This is a genomic window from Aeromicrobium sp. REDSEA-S38_B2, from assembly GCF_001628525.1.
GTDB lineage: Bacteria > Actinomycetota > Actinomycetes > Propionibacteriales > Nocardioidaceae > Aeromicrobium > Aeromicrobium erythreum.
The window spans coordinates 26836-43292 of the sequence record NZ_LUNH01000028.1; the positions used below are offsets into that span (position 1 = coordinate 26836).

The following is a 16457-nucleotide window of genomic DNA, read 5'->3' on the forward strand; positions in this document are numbered from 1 at the left end:
CCGTCGACGGAAGGCTTCTTCAGGAGATCGAGAGAAGGGCGCGCCGAGCCTGCCGGCCCTGCGAGTGTCGCGATCGCAGCGCCGCTCACCCGGTGGCGCCCGATCACGAGAGAGCGGCCCCCATGCCCCCTTCCGCCCCCTTGACCGCGGTCACGACGGTCACCGCCACCGCGGTGCTCGCCGGCCTGCTCGCGGCCCCGTCCACCCGTCCCCCCGTCCTGCACGGCGCGTCCGACACCTCCGTCTTACCCACCACGCAGCGCATCGACGACGGGTCCACCCGCACCGTCGACACGACCGACCCGTCCGACGAGCGACTCCCTCTCAACGGCGACCTGACCCCCACCACCCCCACACCGGCGCCGGTCTACCCGGGCGGCTCGGGCTGGGAACCGATCCGTCGCTCGACCACGCAGCAGATCACCATCGGCGGGGTCGGCACCGTGCCCGCCGACGCCTTCGGCGCGCGGCTCAAGATCAGCGGCCGCTGGCTGACGAAGAAGGACGCCGGCGTGCTCGCGGTCCGCGACCCCGAGCTGGCCGGCGACGTCATGTGGATCGAACGTCCCCCCGCGTCGAGCTACGTCTCGACCGAGACCTTCGCGACGACCCTCTCGCAGGACGGCACGATCGAGATCCAGAACTCCTCCCGCACCGACATCGACGTCAAGGTCGAGGTGCTCGGCTGGTACACCGACCCCGACCCGCAGAGCGACGTCGGCGCCGGCGTCGAGGACGGCTTCGCGCTGATCGAGCAGATCCCCGACGCCGAGACCACCACGCAGGACGACATCGACGCCTGGCTCGCCGACCAGGGCCTGGCCCGCGAGGAGTCCGTGTCCGACGCGGACTCCACCGAGGCGAGCCCCGCGGTCTTCGACCCGCGCACCGACCGCTCGGCCCTCGCGACCGGCGCGGCCGCGTGCGTCCGCTCGATCGTCATCGCCGTCATCAGCAACATCTTCCTCGTCGCCAAGCTGGCGAAGGTGAAGGCGGCGATCAAGGCCGTGGGCGGTGCGAAGAAGGCCTACCGCGCGCTGCGCAAGGCGTACAAGGCCTACCGCAAGGCGGGCTACGGCCGGTCGTCGTCGGCCAAGTACGCCTTCCGGAAGGTGTTCAAGCGCGACGGCGTGGGCAAGGAGGCGCAGGCCGTCCTGCTCGAGATCGCGTCCGTCCAGGGCGTCATCGACAACTGCTTCTAGGGGGCACCGCGTCATGAAGAGCATCGACGACTACATCGGCGTCCTCGCCGTCACCGCGGTCACGTGCGTCGTGATCGGCTACGTCGACAGCAACGAGGCGGCGTCGGGCGCCTACACGCTCGCCTGCGTCATCGCGATCTACCTGCTGGTGCTCTACGTCGTACGACGACTGCGAGCCCACCGGTCTGCCGACGACGAGCCGCCCGCGACGTAGCGCTCGACTCCCCCGACGGCCCCGTCCTCCCCCGAGGGCGGGGCCGCCGGGCGTCGTGGAGGAGCCGAGGACCTGGACGTCCCACCCACTACGCTCGCCGCGTGGACACTGCGACGCTGCCCCTGCTGGGCCTCCTCCTCGTGGCCTGCGTCGGCCTCAAGCAGCTGGTCGACATCAAGCGGGCGTCGCGGGCGGCTGCGAGCGCCGCCTACGTGCAGCGGTACTGGCAGATCGCCGACGACCTCCGTCGGGCTGGCAGCGACCCGCTCGAGATCCACGGGGACCCTCGCTACCTGCAGCTCCTGGAGGACGAGCTCGCCGTCGCCGCGATCGGTCTGCTCGACGAGCAGCAGTGGGCCACCTGGCACGGCGTCCTCGACGAGGAGCCGGCGCGGACGAGGGTCCTCGACGCGCTCCAGGTCTGCGACCCCCGGACGGTCGCGTTCTCTCGCCTGCGCCGCTGCCTCGACCAGCGGCAGCGCGACGGCGCACGTCACGACATCTCGCGCTGCGCCGGCGCCTGAACGCACCGCGGCCCCGCCCCCGAGGAGGACGGGGCCGCGCTAGGGACTACGTCAGGCGTCGAGGCCGGACTCGATCGTCGTGAGCTCGTCCTCGGTGAGCTCGAGGTCGGCTGCCTCGGCCGAGTTCTTCGCCGACTCCGGACGCGAGGCGCCGGGGATCGGGACCACGACAGGCGCCTGGGCGAGGTGCCACGCGAGCGCGACCTGGTGCGGGCTCACGCCACGCGCGTCGGCCACCTCCTGGAACGCCGAGTGGTCCGAGCCGAAGTCGCCGGCCTTCTTGATGCCGCCGAACGGGCTCCACGGCAGGAACGCGACGCCGATCTCGGCGCAGTGCCGCAGCTCGTCACGGCTCGACAGGAACGCCGGGCTGAACTGGTTCTGCACCGACACGAGCCGGCCGTCGAGCACCTCGTTGGCCTCGTCGATCTGCGCGACCGTGGCGTTGGAGATGCCGGCCTGCTGGATGACGCCCTCGTCGAGCAGCTCCTTCAGCGCGCCGATCGACTCCGCGTACGGCACCTCCGGGTCAGGGCGGTGGAACTGGTAGAGGCCGATCGACTCGACGCCGAGCCGCTTCGCCGACGCCTTCGCAGCGTCCTTGAGGTAGTCGGGGTGACCGTTCTGCGTCCACGAGCCGTCGCCGGGGCGCAGGTGGCCGCCCTTCGTCGCGACGAGCACGTCCTTGCCGGCCGCGTGGCCCTTCAGCGCCTCCGCGATGAGCTCCTCGTTGTGACCGACCTCGTTCGCGTCGCGGTGGTACGCGTCGGCGGTGTCGATGAAGGTCACGCCGGCGTCAAGCGAGGCGTGGATCGTGGCGATGGAGCGCTCACGGTCTGGCCGCCCCTCGATCGACATCGGCATGCCGCCGAGTCCGATCGCGCTGACGGTCGCGGTGCCGATGGTGCGCTGCTGCACTGGGTCCTCCTGAGGGTCGATGGACGTCGTTGAACCTTCACCTTCGACCGTACGCCTCGTGCGCGAGCGCGCCAGCCGAGCGGGTCAGGACCCCGAGACGTCAACGACGTTCGTCAGCGGCTCCCCCGCCGCGATCCGTCGCACCTGTTCCCGCACGAGGGGCTCGATGCGCTCGAGCCGCGTCGCCACCGCTCCCCCGACGTGGGGCGCGACGAGCACGCCCGGGGTGGTCCACAGCGGGTGGTCGTCGGGCAGCGGCTCGGGGTCGACGACGTCGAGCGCGAGGCGCACGTGGCCCGACGTGGCGTGCCGCACGAGCGCGTCGGTGTCGGCGACCTTGCCGCGCGCGACGTTCACCAGCAGGGCGCCGTCCTGCATCGCGGCGAGGAAGGCGTCGTCGACGAGGTGGTGCGTCGACTCGCCGTAGGGCACCGCGACGACCACGACGTCGACGTCGGCCAGCAGGTCGTGCACCTCGTCGATGCCGTGCACGTGGCCGCGCTCGTCGTCACGCGCCGACGACGCGACCCGCACGAGGTCGACGCCGAACCCGTCGAGGCGGCGTTCGACCTGGTGGCCGATGCCGCCGACGCCGAGCAGGAGCACCCGCTTGCCGAGCAGGCCGGGTCGGGCCGTGCCCTTGTCCCACCGGTCGTCGTCGCGGGCGGCGTTGCGCACGAAGTCGTCGAGCCCGCGCAGCGACGCCAGGGTGAGCGCGACGGCCAGCTCGGCGGTCGGCTCCTCGTGCACGTCGACCGCGTTGCACCAGGTGATGCCGTCGGGCACGTGGCCGATCGCGTCGTCGTAGCCGAGCGACTGCGCCTGCACGGCCTTGATCCGGTCGGCGTCGAGGACGGAGAGGTCGCCGGTGAGCACGTACGGACGGACGGCGAGGTCGAGCACCACGTCGGCCGGGGGTGGTCCGGCGAAGTCCCACACGTGGAGCTCGGCCGTCCCGTCGGACTCCAGGTCGGCGAACAGGTCGCGGGTCTCGTCGTCGGGGAGGCTCAGCTGCACGGGCATGGGTCCGATCATGCCGGTCCCTCGCCGACGTGCACGCCGTCGGTGCGCCCACCTACCGTGGCTGCATGAGCACCTGGAGCATCGTCGCGGCCGTGGTCGGCGGCCTCGTGCTGCTCTGGGCTGTCCTCGTCGGGCTGCTGTGGGTCGCGGCACGACGCACGTCGCAGCGGGTCGACCTGCGCGACCTGCTGCGCCTCGTGCCCGACCTCGTCCGACTCACGCACCGTCTCGCCCGCGACCCGTCCCTGCCGCGCGGCGTCCGCGTGCGGCTCGTCGCCCTCCTCGTCTACCTCGCCCTCCCGATCGACCTCGTCCCCGACGTCATCCCCGTGGTCGGGTACGCCGACGACGTGGTCGTGGTCGCGCTGGTGCTGCGGTCGGTGGTGCGGCGGGCCGGGCCCGAGGCCATCGAGCGCCACTGGCCGGGCACCGACGCTGGGCTCGCCGCGGTGCTGCGCCTGGCCGGCGTCACGTCGGGGGCTGCGTCGTGACCGACGCGGCCGCACGTCTGGAGGAGGAGCGTCGACGCCTGCTCGCGTCGATCACGTCACGCGACGCCGACGTCGCCGGCATCGTCGCCGCCCGCGAAGGGTCCAACGTCGACGACGAGCACGACCCGGAGGGTGCCACGATCGCCTTCGAGCGGTCGCAGGCCGACCACGCCGCCGACAGCGCACGTCGCCGGCTCGTCGCCGTCGAGTCAGCGCTGCGCCGCGTCGAGGACGGCACCTACGGCGTCTGCGAGGTGTGCGGTCGCCCGATCGGCGAGGGTCGACTCGAGGCCCTCCCGGCCACCACCCTCTGCGTCGTCTGCGCGTCCCGACCCCGCTGAGTGTGACGTTTGGGGCCCGGATCGGGCCGATCCGGGCCCCAAACGTCACACTCAGCGGGGTGGGGGGGTGCGCCGCGGGGTCAGGGCCAGCGCTGCGCGGCGCCCCAAGCGATGCCGTCGAGGATGTCGTGCTCGCTCACCAGCACCTCGTCGGTGGCGAGGGGGACGGAGCCAAGGACGGCGTCGAGGATCATCGCGCCGGCGCCGATCACGTCGGCGCGACCCGGGTGCATGAACGGCAGGGCGCGACGGTCCGCCACCGACATGCGCAGCAGCGACAGGCAGGCGGTGCGGACGTCGTCGACGGAGATGCGGGCGCCGTGGATCTGCGACGAGTCGTACGACGGGAGCTCCAGGGCGTGGGCGGCGACCGTCGTGATGGTCCCCGCCACCCCCACGAGGTTGCTCACCGGGTCGAGCCCTGACAGCCGGGGTGTCAGCACGTCGTCGAGGTAGGACTCGAGTGCGGTCACCTCGTCGATCGAGGCGGGGTCGCTGCGCAGGAACCGCTCGGTCAGCCGCACCGATCCGACGTCGAAGGAGTGCGACCAGCCGACGTCGCCGTCGGCACCGACCACCAGCTCCGTCGAGCCGCCGCCGATGTCGACGACGAGGGCCGGTCCCGCCAGCGAGCGCGTCGCCCCGAGGAACGAGGCGCGGGCCTCCTCCTCGCCCGACAGCACCTCGAGGTCGATGCCCAGCACCGAGCGCACGCCGTCGCTCAGCTCGTCGGCGTTCGACGCGTCACGGGCGGCCGACGTCGCGCAGAAGCGCACCCGCTCGGCGCCGAGCACGGTGGCCAGCTCGCCGAACTCGCGGGTGACGGCGAGCGTGCGCTCCAGCGCGTCGGGGTGGAAGCGACCGGTCTCGTCGACGCCCTGCCCGAGGCGGACGACCCGCATCTCGCGCACGACGTCGCGCTTCTGGTCGCCACGCACGTCGGTGACGAGCAGGCGCAACGAGTTCGTCCCACAGTCCATCGCGGCCACGCGGAGGGCATCCGGCATGCCCCGACCCTACCGACGACACAGGGCCCGGACGGTGTCCGGGCCCTGTGGGTCGTCCCACGTCGCGTCAGCGTGCGACGTCGAGCTCTTCGTCCTTGCGGGGCGTGTAGCCGTGGTCGTCGTCGACCATCGTCGTCTCGTCGAACGGGTCGTCGCCGGCCAGGACGGCGTCGAGCTTCTGCCGGTCGATCGAGTGGGTCCAGGTGCCGATGAGCACCGTCGCGACCGCGTTGCCGGCGAAGTTCGTCAGCGCACGCGCCTCGGACATGAAGCGGTCGATGCCGACGATGAGGCCGACGCCGTCGACGAGGTCGGGGCGGTGCGACTGCAGGCCGCCGGCCAGCGTCGCGAGACCGGCACCGGTCACGCCTGCCGCACCCTTGGAGGCGATCATCATGAACAGCAGCAGGGAGAGCTGCTCGCCGAAGCTCAGCGGGTCGCCGGTGGCCGACGCGACGAACAGGGTCGCCATCGTCAGGTAGATCGCGGTGCCGTCGAGGTTGAAGGAGTAGCCGGTCGGCACCACGACGCCGACGGTCGACTGGTGCACGCCCGCGTGCTCCATCTTGGCGATGAGGCGCGGCAGGGCCGACTCCGACGACGACGTCGACACGATGAGCAGGAACTCACGACCCAGGTACTTCAGCAGGCTGAAGATGTTGATGCCGGTGACGGCCTTGAGCAGCGCGCCGAGGATGCCGAAGACGAACAGGAAGCACGTGATGTAGAAGCCGACCATGAGGACGGCGAGGCTGCGCAGGGCGTCCATGCCGGTCTCGCCGACCACGGCGGCGATCGCGCCGAACGCGCCGATGGGGGCCAGCCACATGATCATGGCGAGCACGCGGAAGACGAGCTTCTGCAGGTACCCGACGCCGACGAGGATCGGCTCGCCCGCGCGACCCATGGCCTGCAGCGCGAAGCCGACGAGCAGGGCGACGAACAGCGCCTGCAGCACGTCGCCGGACGTGAGGGAGGAGACCATCGTGTCGGGGATCATGTGCAGGATGAACTCGGCGGTCGTCTGCTTCTCACCGCCGGCGGACTCGGCCGCCTTCGCCGCGCCCTCCGGGGTGATCTGCAGGCCCTCGCCCGGGTGCAGGATGTTGCCGACGGCCAGGCCGATGGCCAGGGCGAACGTCGACATCGTGATGAAGTAGCCGAGCGCCATGCCGCCGACCTTGCCCACCTGCGCGGCGCTGCGGACCGAGCCGACGCCGAGCACGATGGTGCAGAAGATGACGGGGCCGATCATCATCTTGATCAGCTTGACGAAGCCCTCGCCGAGCGGCTTGAGCTCCTTCGCGAAGTCGGGCGCCGCGAAGCCGACGGCGATGCCGGCGAGCACCGCGGCGATGACCGCGATGTAGAGGTAGTGCGTGCGGTCGCGCCGGGTGCGCGCCTGCGGGGTGGTGCTGGTCATGGTTCCTCCTGTGGGACGACCTGCCCACCGTGCCCGGTCACGTGACCCGGGTCACCGTTGCGTACATAGAGTTCGGTGACCGCGGTCACAGCGGCTTCGTCGAGGTGGGACGATGCGGTCGTGCCCCGCCCGTCGTCCGTCGCGCGCCAGATCCTGCTCTGGCAGGTCGTCGTCGTGTGCGTGCTGGTGCTCGGTGGCGTGGCCGCCGCCTGGTTCGACGCCCGCGCCGACGCGACGGCCTCGGCACGCCAGCGCGCGCTCGACCTCGCGGTCGCGGTCGCCGACTCCCCGACGGTGCGCGAGGCCGTCCGCACGACGGACCCGTCGACGACGCTCCAGCCGTTCGCCGAGCAGGTGCGTCGCGACAGCGGCACCGACTTCGTCGTCATCATGTCGCGCGACGGCATCCGCTACTCCCACCCCGACCCGGCCAACATCGGCAAGCGCTTCCTCGGGTCGATCACCCAGGCCCAGGCGGGCCGGACGTACAGCGAGGAGTACGTCGGCACGCTCGGACCGTCGGTGCGGGCCGTCGTGCCGGTGCGCGCGGGGGCCGGCGACGACGACGTCGTGGCGCTCGTGTCGGTCGGGATCCGCACGGCGAAGCAGCGCGACGAGGTCGTCGACGCGCTCCCCCGGATCCTCGGCGCCGCCGCGCTGGCCGCGCTCGTGGGCATCCTCGGCGCGTGGCTCATCCACCGGCGCCTGCGCCGCCAGACGCACGGGCTCGGCGAGCAGGAGATCACCCGCATGTACGAGTACTACGACGCGGTGCTGCGGGCGGTGCGCGAGGGACTCGTGCTGGTCGACTCCGGCGGCCGGGTGAGCCTCGTGAACCGCGAGGCCGAGCGTCTGCTCGACGTGGAGGCGTCGCGGGCGGTAGGCCGCGACGTCGCGGAGCTCGGCCTGGAACCCACGCTGACCGACGCGGTGCGCGCGGGCGGACCGCTCTCCGACGTCGTGGTGGCGCTCGCCGACCGCGTGCTCATCGTCAACGCGGCGCGCGCCCGCTGGGAGGGTCGCGACGTCGGCACGGTGCTCACGGTGCGCGACCGCACGGAGCTGCAGGGCGTGACGGCCGAGCTCGACACCGTGCGCAGCCTGGCCGACTCGCTGCGGTCGCAGAGCCACGAGACGGCGAACCGGCTGCACACGATGGTCTCCCTCGTCGAGATGGGCCGCACGCAGGAGGCGGTCGAGTTCGCGACGCACGAGATGCGCCTGGCGCAGGGGCTGACCGACCAGATGGTGGCTGCGGTCGAGGAGCCCGTGGTGTCGGCGCTGCTGCTGGGCAAGTCGGCGCAGGCGCACGAGCGCGGCGTGCGGCTCGACGTCGACCCGGGCTCCGCCGTCACGGGGCTCCCGCTCGGCCCGCACGACGCGGTGACGGTGCTGGGCAACCTGCTCGACAACGCGATCGACGCGGCGCAGGGCACGGCGGACGCGACCGTGGCGGTGCACCTGCACGCCAGCGACACGCACCTCGATGTCGTGGTCGAGGACTCCGGCCCCGGCATCCCCGAGGACGCGCGCGAGCAGGTCTTCGAGCGGGGCTGGTCGACGAAGGTCGACGACCGTCTGCACGGCCGAGGCCTGGGTCTGGCGCTGGTGGGTCAGGTGGTGCGCCGCCACGGCGGTAGCGTGCGCGTCGGCTCGGGTGCGCTCGGCGGGGCCATGGTCGAGGTGGAGATCGGGGAGGACGCGTGATCCGCACGCTGGTCGTCGAGGACGAGAGAGTCGCGGCGCAGGCGCACGCGCAGTACGTGCGCGACGTGCCGGGCTTCGAGCTCGTAGCCGTCGCGATGTCGGCGCAGGACGCGGCGCGGGTGCTGCGGGAGGAGCCGGTCGACCTGGTGCTGCTCGACATGCACCTGCCCGACGGTCACGGCCTGCAGCTGCTGCGCCGGCTGAGGGCGGCCGGCAGCCGGGTCGACGTGATCGCCGTGACGTCGGCGCGCGACGCGGAGGTGGTGCGCGACGCGGTGGCGCAGGGCGTGGTCGGCTACCTCATCAAGCCCTTCGCGTTCGGCGCGCTGCGCGAGCGGCTGCTCGCCTACCGGACCTTCCACGAGGGCCTGCAGGGCTCGGACGACCTCGACCAGAGTGCGGTCGACCGGATGCTCGAGTCGCTGCGGCACACGTCCCGACCCGCCCTGCCGAAGGGGCTGGGCGCGGAGACGCTGGAGCAGGTGCGCGCGGTCCTGGCCGAGCACGGTCCGTCGTCGGCGAGCGAGGTCGGCGAGCACCTGGGCTCGTCACGGGTGACGGCGCGCCGCTACCTGGAGCACCTCGCCGAGACCGGCGAGGTCGCGCGGGTCACGCGCCTGGGTCGGGCTGGTCGTCCTGAGGTCGAGTACCGGCCGGGGCGCAGCTAGAGCTGCCCCAGTAGTCGCCGAGCAGCTCGACGGCCTCGTCGCCGAGCGGATTGACGCCAGGGCCCTTGGCGAGGGCGTGGCCGACGAGCACGTGCAGGCACTTGACCCGCGTGGGCATGCCGCCGGCGCTGATGCCGTCGATCTCGGGCACGTGGGCGACGGCCTCCCGCTCGGCGAGGTACTCGGCGTGGGCCCGTGCGTAGTGGTCGGCGAGGTCGGCGTCGTGGGTGAGCCGCTCGCTCATCTCGGCCATCAGGCCGGACGCCTCGAGGGTGCCGATGGCGCCGGCGAGCCTCGGGCAGGTCACGTAGTAGAGCGTCGGGAACGGCGTGCCGTCGGGCAGCCGCGGCTCGGTGCGCACCACGTTGGGGTGGCCGGACGGGCAGCGCGCGGCGATGCCGAGGACACCGCGGGCGGGCCGCCCGAGCTGCTCGGCGACGATCTGCAGGTCGCTCGGGCTCGGGTCAGTCACGGTTCTTCAGCACCTCGTCGGGGTCGGGGACGGGCTGCTGGGCCGACGAGGTGCGTCCGGACGCCTCGACGCTGCCCCACAGCGTGTCGTACCACTGCTTCTGGGTGGGGTCCGGCGGGTCGTCGAGCCGGGGCGCGTCGCCCTCGACGGTGCCGTCGGCGCCGATGACGCGGTAGCCGACCTCGCCGGGCATGACCCAGCCGAACCGTTCACGCGCCTGCTGGCGGACGTAGGCGTCGTCGTTCCAGCGCGCCTTGGTGTCGCCGAGGTCCTCGATGGACGCCTGCCGGGTGGCGATCTCGGCCTTCAGCTGCTGCACCTCGCCGCGCTGCTGCCACCACGCGTGCAGCGCCGACGTGTACGACGCGAGCAGCAGGAGCAGCACCGCGAGCAGCAGGACGGCGCGGGTGGTGAACCGCGACCCGACGCCGCGGGCGGTGGTCGTGCCCGACCGGGGTCGGGTCGGGCCGGGGCGGCTGGCCCCCGCGGCACCGGACGGCCGCCCCGCAGGACGTCGTGTCCTGGGGGTGGGTCGTCCGGGTCCGCGGGAGCCGGCCATGCTCAGAGCGCGAGGCGCGGGAAGGCCGACGCGCCGGCGTACACCGCGGCGGACCCGAGGGCCTCCTCGATGCGCAGGAGCTGGTTGTACTTGGCGACCCGGTCGGAGCGGGCGGGGGCGCCGGTCTTGATCTGGCCGCAGTTGGTGGCGACGGCGAGGTCGGCGATCGTGACGTCCTCGGTCTCGCCCGAGCGGTGGCTCATCATGTTGCTGAAGCCGTGGCGGTGGGCGAGCTCGACAGCGTCGAGCGTCTCGGTGAGCGAGCCGATCTGGTTCACCTTGACGAGCATCGCGTTCGCGGCGCCCTGCTCGAGGCCACGCGTGAGCCGCTCGACGTTGGTGACGAACAGGTCGTCGCCGACGAGCTGGACCTGGTCGCCGATGCGCTCGGTGAGCGCGACCCAGCCGTCCCAGTCCTCCTCGTCGAGCGGGTCCTCGATGGACACGATCGGGTAGGCGGCGACGAGCTCGGCGTAGTAGTCGGCCATCTCCCCGGAGGTCTTGGGCGCGGCCTCGAAGGTGTAGCTGCCGTTCTCGAAGAACTCCGAGCTGGCGACGTCGAGCGCGAGCGCGATGTCCGTGCCGAGCGTGAGGCCGGTCTTCTCGACGGCCGTGGCGATGAGGTCGAGCGCGGCGCGGTTGGACGGCAGGCTCGGGGCGAAACCGCCCTCGTCGCCGAGGCCGGTCGACAGGCCGTCCTTCTTCAGGACCGACTTGAGCGCGTGGTAGACCTCGGTGCCCTGGCGCAGCGCCTCGGCGAACGTGGGCGCGCCGATCGGCGCGATCATGAACTCCTGGACGTCGACGTTGGAGTCGGCGTGGGCGCCACCGTTCAGGATGTTCATCATCGGGACGGGCAGTACGTGGGCGTTGGGGCCGCCGACGTAGCGGAACAGCGGGAGGCCGGCGGAGTCGGCGGCGGCCTTGGAGAGCGCGAGGGAGACGCCGAGGATGGCGTTGGCGCCGAGCTTCGCCTTGTTGGGCGTGCCGTCGAGGGCGATCATGGCGGCGTCGACGGCGCGCTGGTCGTCGGCGTCGAAGCCGACGATCTCGGCGGCGATGGTCGTGTTGACGGCCTCGACGGCCTTGCGGACGCCCTTGCCGAGGTAGCGGTCGCCACCGTCACGCAGCTCGACGGCCTCGAACTGGCCGGTGGAGGCACCGGAGGGGACGGCGGCGCGTCCGATGGTCCCGTCGTCGAGGGCGACCTCGACCTCGACGGTGGGGTTGCCGCGCGAGTCGAGGATCTCGCGTGCTCCGACGGCTTCGATGCTGGCCATGCTGCTCCTGCTGCTGTGGTGGTGCGGTCGGTGCCCAGCCTAGTGCCGGGGGCCGTCCGTCCGTGACAGGCGAGGCGGTCGACATCCTTGGGATAGTCGACGGGTTCGGCATCGTTGTACTTGCCATCCTCGGGACAGCCGGGGGTGGTCTCGTCGTCGTGGGCTGTTGCCCGCGGCTCTGATGTCGACGCGGCCGACGAGAGCGTCCTCCCAGCGCGGGAGGACGCTCTCGTTCGACGATGTCGGCCACGACGGGCACGGTGGGCGTGTGCTGTCGCGGTCGAGACGTCGGTCGTGGCCGGTCTCCCGCACGAGACAGGCGTCATCTCGGGCCGCGCGCGGGAGGGTGGTATCAGCAGAGAGTCTTGCGCGTGTAGTTCGTCGTGCCCCAGTACTTCGCCTTGGTGTTGCCGAAGTAGATGACCTGGTCGTCGTTGTTCCAGCGCTGTTCGTAGTGCAGGTGTGCGGACGGCTGGCCCCCGCTCTTGCCGACGCGGCCGATGCCGGTCCTTGCTGTCACGACCTGGCCCTTGTCCACGGCGATCTCCTTCAGGTGCGCGTACCGCGTCGACCAGCCTCCCTTGTGGTAGATGTCGACCGTGTTGCCGTAGCCCGGGCCCTTGTTGCCGGCGAAGGTGACTGTGCCGGCATTGCTGGCCTGGACCCACCGGCCCAAGTCGCTGTCACCTCCGGTTGGAAGGTTGAAGTCGATGGCCAAGAGCGGATTGTGGGGGTGGGGGTCGTCAGCGCCCCGCGTCTGGCCGCTCCACACGTCGCCGCAGGGGAAAGGGACCTCGAGGGCCGGACGGTTGGCGCCCGGGTCGTTGGAGCCGCTCGCGGGCGCTGCAGCGGCGGTGGCTGCGGTCGTGAGCCCGGCGGCGGCGCAGAGCGCCAGTGTCGCTGCAGCCGTTCGCACCGTGGTGATCTTGCGCATGGGGATTCCATCCTCGTCTGAGTAGAAGCGTCGTCTGTGGTCACGATCGTTGCGACGAGCGCTGCGAAACTGCTGCGAGATCCTCGTCGCCTGGACGAGTAGCGAAGACGTTGGAGGACTTGGTCGATCCCTGTCGATGAGCACGGTGTCGATGAGCAGGTCTGCCCCTTCGAGAGGGCCCGGAGTCGCCACTGCTTTGCCAGGTAGGAGGACTCGTCGTGGACAAGCGCGGCGAGCTCGCGCGGAGAGAATCGATATCGCGGACGCGGTCCCGACGCGCGTGGGAGCATCCAGCATGACCTGGACCCGTGGACGACTCGTCGGCGTTGCCTGCGCCGCTCTGTCAGTGCTGCTGCTCGTGGGTGTCGGCGTCACCTACGTCCTGTCGACGCGCGCCGCTGTCGACGTCCGCGTGACGCCGGCGTCGCTCCAGTGCATCAGACCATCGGACGACGCGTACCGACCGATGCCCTGGGTGGTCGACACCACGCAGATCCCCGGCAAGGACGCCACCTCGACGGCTGCGTTCGCGGAGCGGGGCGAGCCGCGTGATCCCGGCTTCTTCCTCACCGTCGACACGCGAGACATGCAGTGCACCATGGTCCTCGACGTGACCAACAGGGGGTCGATCCCGGTGAAGGTCCGCGCCGTCAGGTTCTACGGATGGGCGGACGAGCCCTCGACGAGGGACGACTGGGTGGTCTCGGACGAGGGGACCGGCGCCGCCGTGCGAGCCGTGGGCGAGGAGCGCCAGGACGCCGCGTACGTGGTCGACGAGACGCTGGGCGCCGGAGACTTCGCTCGCGTGGAGATGGACTTCCAGCGTCGCCACGGGGTCTGTCGGAGCGGGGGACAGTTCGTCTCCCGCCAACGTCCCGAGATCGAGGTGTCGACCCTGGGCTGGCGGAGCTCCCTCGACTCCGACCTCACGCTGGCGACCTGGTTCGTGCCTTCGCTCATGTGCTGAGCAGGACGTCACGCCAGCCGGTCGCGGACGGCGCGGCGCAGCGCCTCCTCGGCGTCGACGCCCTGCTCGCGGGCCTCGGCGACGAGACGCAGGAGCCGGGAGCCGAGGTCGTCGCCGCTGGTGTCGAGGTCAGGGACGCGGTCGAGGGCCTTGCGGGCCGTGGCGAGGGCCGGCAGGTCGCGGGCGATGCCGTCGAGCGGGTGCGCCTCACGCGCTCCCGATGCCGCCTTCTCCTGCGCCTTGACCGCCTGCCAGGCGGCGTCGATCTCCTCGGGAGTGCGGGCAGTGCCGTCGGCGAAGACGTGCGGGTTGCGCCGCACGAGCTTGTCGGTGATCCCCGCGGCGACGTCGTCGACGTCCCACCCCTCCCCCGTGTCGGCGGCGACGGCGGCGTGGAAGACGACCTGCATGAGGAGGTCGCCGAGCTCCTCGCGGAGCAGGTCGGTGTCGCCGTCGTCGAGCGCCTCGAGGGTCTCGTAGGTCTCCTCGAGCAGGTAGCGGCTCAGGCTCTCGTGGGTCTGCTGCCCCGTCCAGGCGCACTCGGCGCGCAACCGGGCCATGACGGCGACGAGGTCGAGCAGCCGCTCGCCGGGGCGCGGGTCGCTCACGGGCGGCTGCTCACGAGCACCGCTGCGTCGCCGGCGCGATCAGCGGACGGTCGCGGGTGTCGGCAGCGGCAGGGACCGACAGCGAGCCGGTGGCCGCCACCTGCTGGCCGTCGTCGCCGAGCCCGAACCGGGGGTCGATGCTGACGTCGGCCTTGCGCAGGGCGTCGGCGAGCACGCTGCGCCCGGCCTGCTGCAGCTGCTGGGCGTTGGTGTCGTCGGCGCGCTGGCCGGTGGCGGCCTCGCCGAGCTTCTCGGCGATCGCGTAGGTGCGCTGCCCGGCCTCGAGCACCCGCACCGCCTCGTCGACGTCGACGTCGGGGAGGGCCTGCTCGACCTGGGCGCGTTGCTCGCCGGTGAACACGTACGCGCTGCGGGGCACGCGGATGCCCTCGCGTGCCGCCACCTCGCGGGCGACGACGCCGCTCACCAGCTCGCTGACGGCCTGGCGTCGTACGTCGGCGTTGTCGATCGTGCTCCCGCCGCCGGACTGGGCGGCGGAGAACAGCGACACCTCGCACAGGACGTCGGCGGTGCGGTCGGCCTGGGCCATCGTGATGGTGGTGCCGTCGACGGTGGCGGCGGCGCCGGGGCTGATCGACCCGCCGCAGCCGGCGAGCAGGAGGGCCGACAGCGCGAGCGGCGGGACCAGGGCCCCGGCGGACCGGGGCCGTCGACGGGTGACGGGCATCACAGGACGCGACCTCATGGAGGCCAGACTACTGGTCGTAGGCCTCGAGGATGAGGTCCGCGGCGCTGGCCGCGGGCAGCTCTCCCGAGAGCACCGCCTCGCGCACCTCGTCGCGTACCCGCGCCACGCCCTCGTCGGTGCGCAGGCGCTGGTCGAGCTCGTCGCGCACGAGCGCCCACGTGAAGTCGAGCTGCTGCTGGGCGCGCTTCTCGCGCAGGCCGCGGTGGCCGAGGAACTCGCGGTGCCGCACGAGCCGGTTCCAGACGGTGTCGATGCCCTGGTGCTCGAGCGCCGAGCAGGTGACGACCGGTGGCACCCAGCCCTGGGTGCCGGCGTACACGAGGCGCAGGGCTCCCGCGAGGTCCTTGGCGGTCACCTCGGCCTCCCGGGCACGCTCGCCGTCGGCCTTGTTGACGGCGATGACGTCGGCGATCTCGAGGATGCCCTTCTTGATGCCCTGCAGCTGGTCGCCCGTGCGGGCGATGGTGAGGAACAGGAACGTGTCGACCATGCCCGCGACGGTGATCTCGGACTGGCCGACCCCGACGGTCTCGACGAGGACGACGTCGTAGCCGGCGGCCTCGAGGACGGTCATCGCCTGGGAGGTCGCGCGGGCGACTCCGCCGAGCGTGCCCGCGCTCGGCGACGGGCGGATGTAGGCCTGCGGGCTGACGGCGAGCTGTGCCATGCGGGTCTTGTCGCCGAGGACGGAGCCGCCGGTGCGCACGCTCGACGGGTCGACGGCGAGCACGCCGACCCGGTTGCCCTGCTCCACGAGGTGCGTGCCGAGCGCCTCGATGAACGTGCTCTTGCCGACACCGGGCACGCCCGAGATGCCGACCCGCACCGCTCCCCCGGCGTGCGGCGCGAGCGCGGCGAGCAGCTCCCGGGCCGCGGCGCGGTGGTCGGCGCGGCTCGACTCGACCAGGGTGATGGCGCGCGAGACCCCCGCGCGACGTCCGTCGAGGACGTCGGCGGCGAGCTTCTCGACGTCAACCATCAGATGCTCCTTTCGGCGTCAAGCGCTCCACGCAGATCGTGGAGATCGCCTGGACCGACCTCCATCGCACTGGAAGCATCGCAGTCGACCGACGACACTGGAGGAGTGATCCATGTGAACGAGCCGCAGGTCTGGACGGCGATCGGCATCCTGGGCACCTCCCTGTTCGGGATGCTGACGCTCATGTCGACCATGTTCGTGCGCATCATCCGCACCGAGATCGGGTCCGTCCGGACCGAGATCGGCTCTGTCCGGACCGAGATCGGCTCTGTCCGGACCGAGATCGGCTCGCTGCGCACGGAGATGCAGGCCGAGTTCGCCTCGGTGCGTACCGAGATCAGGTACCTCGATCGTGACGTGCGGGTCCTCACGAAGCGAGTGTTCGGCGACGGCGCGGCCTGACGGCGAGCACTGCGTCTCGCGATGAGACG

At 72.0% G+C, this 16457-nt stretch carries 20 protein-coding genes; 9 read left to right on the top strand and 11 right to left on the bottom strand.

Annotated elements, in window-relative coordinates:
• Window positions 1-122: 122 nt before the first annotated feature.
• The 3 genes from A6Q81_RS07385 to A6Q81_RS07395 all read left to right on the top strand — a co-directional run bounded on the left by A6Q81_RS07385 (window position 123) and on the right by A6Q81_RS07395 (window position 1940).
• Complete coding sequence (locus tag A6Q81_RS07385; protein ID WP_286690039.1) at window positions 123-1202, top strand: hypothetical protein; 1080 nt, start codon at window positions 123-125, stop codon at window positions 1200-1202.
• A 13-nt stretch (window positions 1203-1215) separates the two neighbouring features.
• On the top strand, window positions 1216-1416 hold the full coding sequence (locus tag A6Q81_RS07390) for a hypothetical protein (RefSeq protein ID WP_286690040.1): 201 nt from the start codon (window positions 1216-1218) through the stop codon (window positions 1414-1416).
• Window positions 1417-1517: 101 nt separating this feature from the next.
• Window positions 1518-1940, top strand: coding sequence for a hypothetical protein (locus A6Q81_RS07395; RefSeq protein WP_286690041.1), 423 nt, complete (start codon window positions 1518-1520; stop codon window positions 1938-1940).
• 51 nt (window positions 1941-1991) lie between these two features.
• Here A6Q81_RS07395 and A6Q81_RS07400 read toward each other — a convergent pair whose 3' ends face one another.
• Window positions 1992-2858, bottom strand: coding sequence for an aldo/keto reductase (locus A6Q81_RS07400; protein WP_286690042.1), 867 nt, complete (start codon window positions 2856-2858; stop codon window positions 1992-1994).
• Window positions 2859-2942: 84 nt separating this feature from the next.
• A complete protein-coding gene (locus A6Q81_RS07405) occupies window positions 2943-3881 on the bottom strand; it encodes an NAD(P)-dependent oxidoreductase (protein WP_286690043.1) in 939 nt (312 codons plus the stop codon).
• 65 nt (window positions 3882-3946) lie between these two features.
• On the opposite strand from A6Q81_RS07405, the gene A6Q81_RS07410 reads away from it, so the two are divergent.
• Window positions 3947-4372 (top strand): DUF1232 domain-containing protein, encoded by a 426-nt coding sequence (locus tag A6Q81_RS07410; protein WP_286690044.1) that lies wholly within the window; start codon window positions 3947-3949, stop codon window positions 4370-4372.
• The gene (locus A6Q81_RS07415; protein ID WP_286690045.1) at window positions 4369-4713 is read left to right on the top strand and encodes a TraR/DksA family transcriptional regulator; all 345 of its coding nucleotides are present in this window, start codon (window positions 4369-4371) and stop codon (window positions 4711-4713) included. The genes A6Q81_RS07410 and A6Q81_RS07415 overlap by 4 nt, the downstream gene beginning before the upstream one ends.
• An 80-nt stretch (window positions 4714-4793) precedes the next feature.
• Here the strand turns inward: A6Q81_RS07415 and A6Q81_RS07420 are convergent, their stop codons facing one another.
• Both A6Q81_RS07420 and A6Q81_RS07425 read right to left on the bottom strand, forming a co-directional pair.
• Window positions 4794-5720, bottom strand: coding sequence for a Ppx/GppA phosphatase family protein (locus A6Q81_RS07420; protein ID WP_286690046.1), 927 nt, complete (start codon window positions 5718-5720; stop codon window positions 4794-4796).
• Between the two features lie 67 nt (window positions 5721-5787).
• Window positions 5788-7143 (bottom strand): cation:dicarboxylate symporter family transporter, encoded by a 1356-nt coding sequence (locus A6Q81_RS07425; protein WP_067859553.1) that lies wholly within the window; start codon window positions 7141-7143, stop codon window positions 5788-5790.
• Window positions 7144-7263: 120 nt separating this feature from the next.
• Between A6Q81_RS07425 and A6Q81_RS07430 the strand changes: the two genes are divergently transcribed.
• Complete coding sequence (locus tag A6Q81_RS07430) at window positions 7264-8850, top strand: sensor histidine kinase (protein ID WP_144433785.1); 1587 nt, start codon at window positions 7264-7266, stop codon at window positions 8848-8850.
• The gene (locus tag A6Q81_RS07435) at window positions 8847-9518 is read left to right on the top strand and encodes a response regulator (protein ID WP_286690047.1); all 672 of its coding nucleotides are present in this window, start codon (window positions 8847-8849) and stop codon (window positions 9516-9518) included. The genes A6Q81_RS07430 and A6Q81_RS07435 overlap by 4 nt, the downstream gene beginning before the upstream one ends.
• Here the strand turns inward: A6Q81_RS07435 and A6Q81_RS07440 are convergent.
• From A6Q81_RS07440 to A6Q81_RS07455, 4 genes are all read right to left on the bottom strand, one after another.
• Entirely contained in the window at window positions 9460-9990 is a 531-nt protein-coding gene (locus tag A6Q81_RS07440) for a DUF501 domain-containing protein (RefSeq protein ID WP_067859559.1), read from the bottom strand. The genes A6Q81_RS07435 and A6Q81_RS07440 overlap by 59 nt on opposite strands.
• The gene (locus A6Q81_RS07445) at window positions 9983-10549 is read right to left on the bottom strand and encodes an FtsB family cell division protein (RefSeq protein WP_067859564.1); all 567 of its coding nucleotides are present in this window, start codon (window positions 10547-10549) and stop codon (window positions 9983-9985) included. Before A6Q81_RS07445 ends, A6Q81_RS07440 begins: the two co-directional genes overlap by 8 nt.
• A gap of 2 nt (window positions 10550-10551) precedes the next feature.
• The gene (gene eno, locus A6Q81_RS07450; protein WP_067859566.1) at window positions 10552-11829 is read right to left on the bottom strand and encodes a phosphopyruvate hydratase; all 1278 of its coding nucleotides are present in this window, start codon (window positions 11827-11829) and stop codon (window positions 10552-10554) included.
• Window positions 11830-12181: 352 nt separating this feature from the next.
• Complete coding sequence (locus A6Q81_RS07455; protein ID WP_067859568.1) at window positions 12182-12763, bottom strand: M23 family metallopeptidase; 582 nt, start codon at window positions 12761-12763, stop codon at window positions 12182-12184.
• A 295-nt stretch (window positions 12764-13058) separates the two neighbouring features.
• Between A6Q81_RS07455 and A6Q81_RS07460 the strand changes: the two genes are divergently transcribed.
• Complete coding sequence (locus A6Q81_RS07460) at window positions 13059-13730, top strand: hypothetical protein (RefSeq protein WP_144433786.1); 672 nt, start codon at window positions 13059-13061, stop codon at window positions 13728-13730.
• Window positions 13731-13738: 8 nt separating this feature from the next.
• Here A6Q81_RS07460 and A6Q81_RS07465 read toward each other — a convergent pair whose 3' ends face one another.
• Genes A6Q81_RS07465 through meaB form a run of 3 tightly spaced genes read right to left on the bottom strand, consistent with a single transcriptional unit; the run spans window position 13739 to window position 16026 of the window.
• Window positions 13739-14338, bottom strand: coding sequence for a nucleoside triphosphate pyrophosphohydrolase (locus tag A6Q81_RS07465; RefSeq protein WP_067859572.1), 600 nt, complete (start codon window positions 14336-14338; stop codon window positions 13739-13741).
• Window positions 14339-14348: 10 nt separating this feature from the next.
• Complete coding sequence (locus A6Q81_RS07470) at window positions 14349-15044, bottom strand: SurA N-terminal domain-containing protein (protein ID WP_286690048.1); 696 nt, start codon at window positions 15042-15044, stop codon at window positions 14349-14351.
• A gap of 10 nt (window positions 15045-15054) precedes the next feature.
• Entirely contained in the window at window positions 15055-16026 is a 972-nt protein-coding gene (gene meaB, locus A6Q81_RS07475; protein WP_286690049.1) for a methylmalonyl Co-A mutase-associated GTPase MeaB, read from the bottom strand.
• A 114-nt stretch (window positions 16027-16140) separates the two neighbouring features.
• On the opposite strand from meaB, the gene A6Q81_RS07480 reads away from it, so the two are divergent.
• Window positions 16141-16428, top strand: a complete 288-nt coding sequence (locus A6Q81_RS07480; protein ID WP_286690050.1) for a hypothetical protein — start codon at window positions 16141-16143, stop codon at window positions 16426-16428.
• Window positions 16429-16457: the final 29 nt, after the last annotated feature.

Bases quoted from the DNA above. Each gene is read 5' to 3' on its own strand.
- A6Q81_RS07390 (WP_286690040.1), top strand. From the start codon at position 1,216: ATGAAGAGCATCGACGACTACATCGGCGTCCTCGCCGTCACCGCGGTC.
- A6Q81_RS07455 (WP_067859568.1), bottom strand. From the start codon at position 12,763: ATGCGCAAGATCACCACGGTGCGAACGGCTGCAGCGACACTGGCGCTC.
- A6Q81_RS07420 (WP_286690046.1), bottom strand. From the start codon at position 5,720: ATGCCGGATGCCCTCCGCGTGGCCGCGATGGACTGTGGGACGAACTCG.
- A6Q81_RS07460 (WP_144433786.1), top strand. From the start codon at position 13,059: ATGACCTGGACCCGTGGACGACTCGTCGGCGTTGCCTGCGCCGCTCTG.
- eno (WP_067859566.1), bottom strand. From the start codon at position 11,829: ATGGCCAGCATCGAAGCCGTCGGAGCACGCGAGATCCTCGACTCGCGC.
- meaB (WP_286690049.1), bottom strand. From the start codon at position 16,026: ATGGTTGACGTCGAGAAGCTCGCCGCCGACGTCCTCGACGGACGTCGC.
- A6Q81_RS07385 (WP_286690039.1), top strand. From the start codon at position 123: ATGCCCCCTTCCGCCCCCTTGACCGCGGTCACGACGGTCACCGCCACC.
- A6Q81_RS07445 (WP_067859564.1), bottom strand. From the start codon at position 10,549: ATGGCCGGCTCCCGCGGACCCGGACGACCCACCCCCAGGACACGACGT.
- A6Q81_RS07470 (WP_286690048.1), bottom strand. From the start codon at position 15,044: ATGAGGTCGCGTCCTGTGATGCCCGTCACCCGTCGACGGCCCCGGTCC.
- A6Q81_RS07410 (WP_286690044.1), top strand. From the start codon at position 3,947: ATGAGCACCTGGAGCATCGTCGCGGCCGTGGTCGGCGGCCTCGTGCTG.
- A6Q81_RS07405 (WP_286690043.1), bottom strand. From the start codon at position 3,881: ATGCCCGTGCAGCTGAGCCTCCCCGACGACGAGACCCGCGACCTGTTC.
- A6Q81_RS07425 (WP_067859553.1), bottom strand. From the start codon at position 7,143: ATGACCAGCACCACCCCGCAGGCGCGCACCCGGCGCGACCGCACGCAC.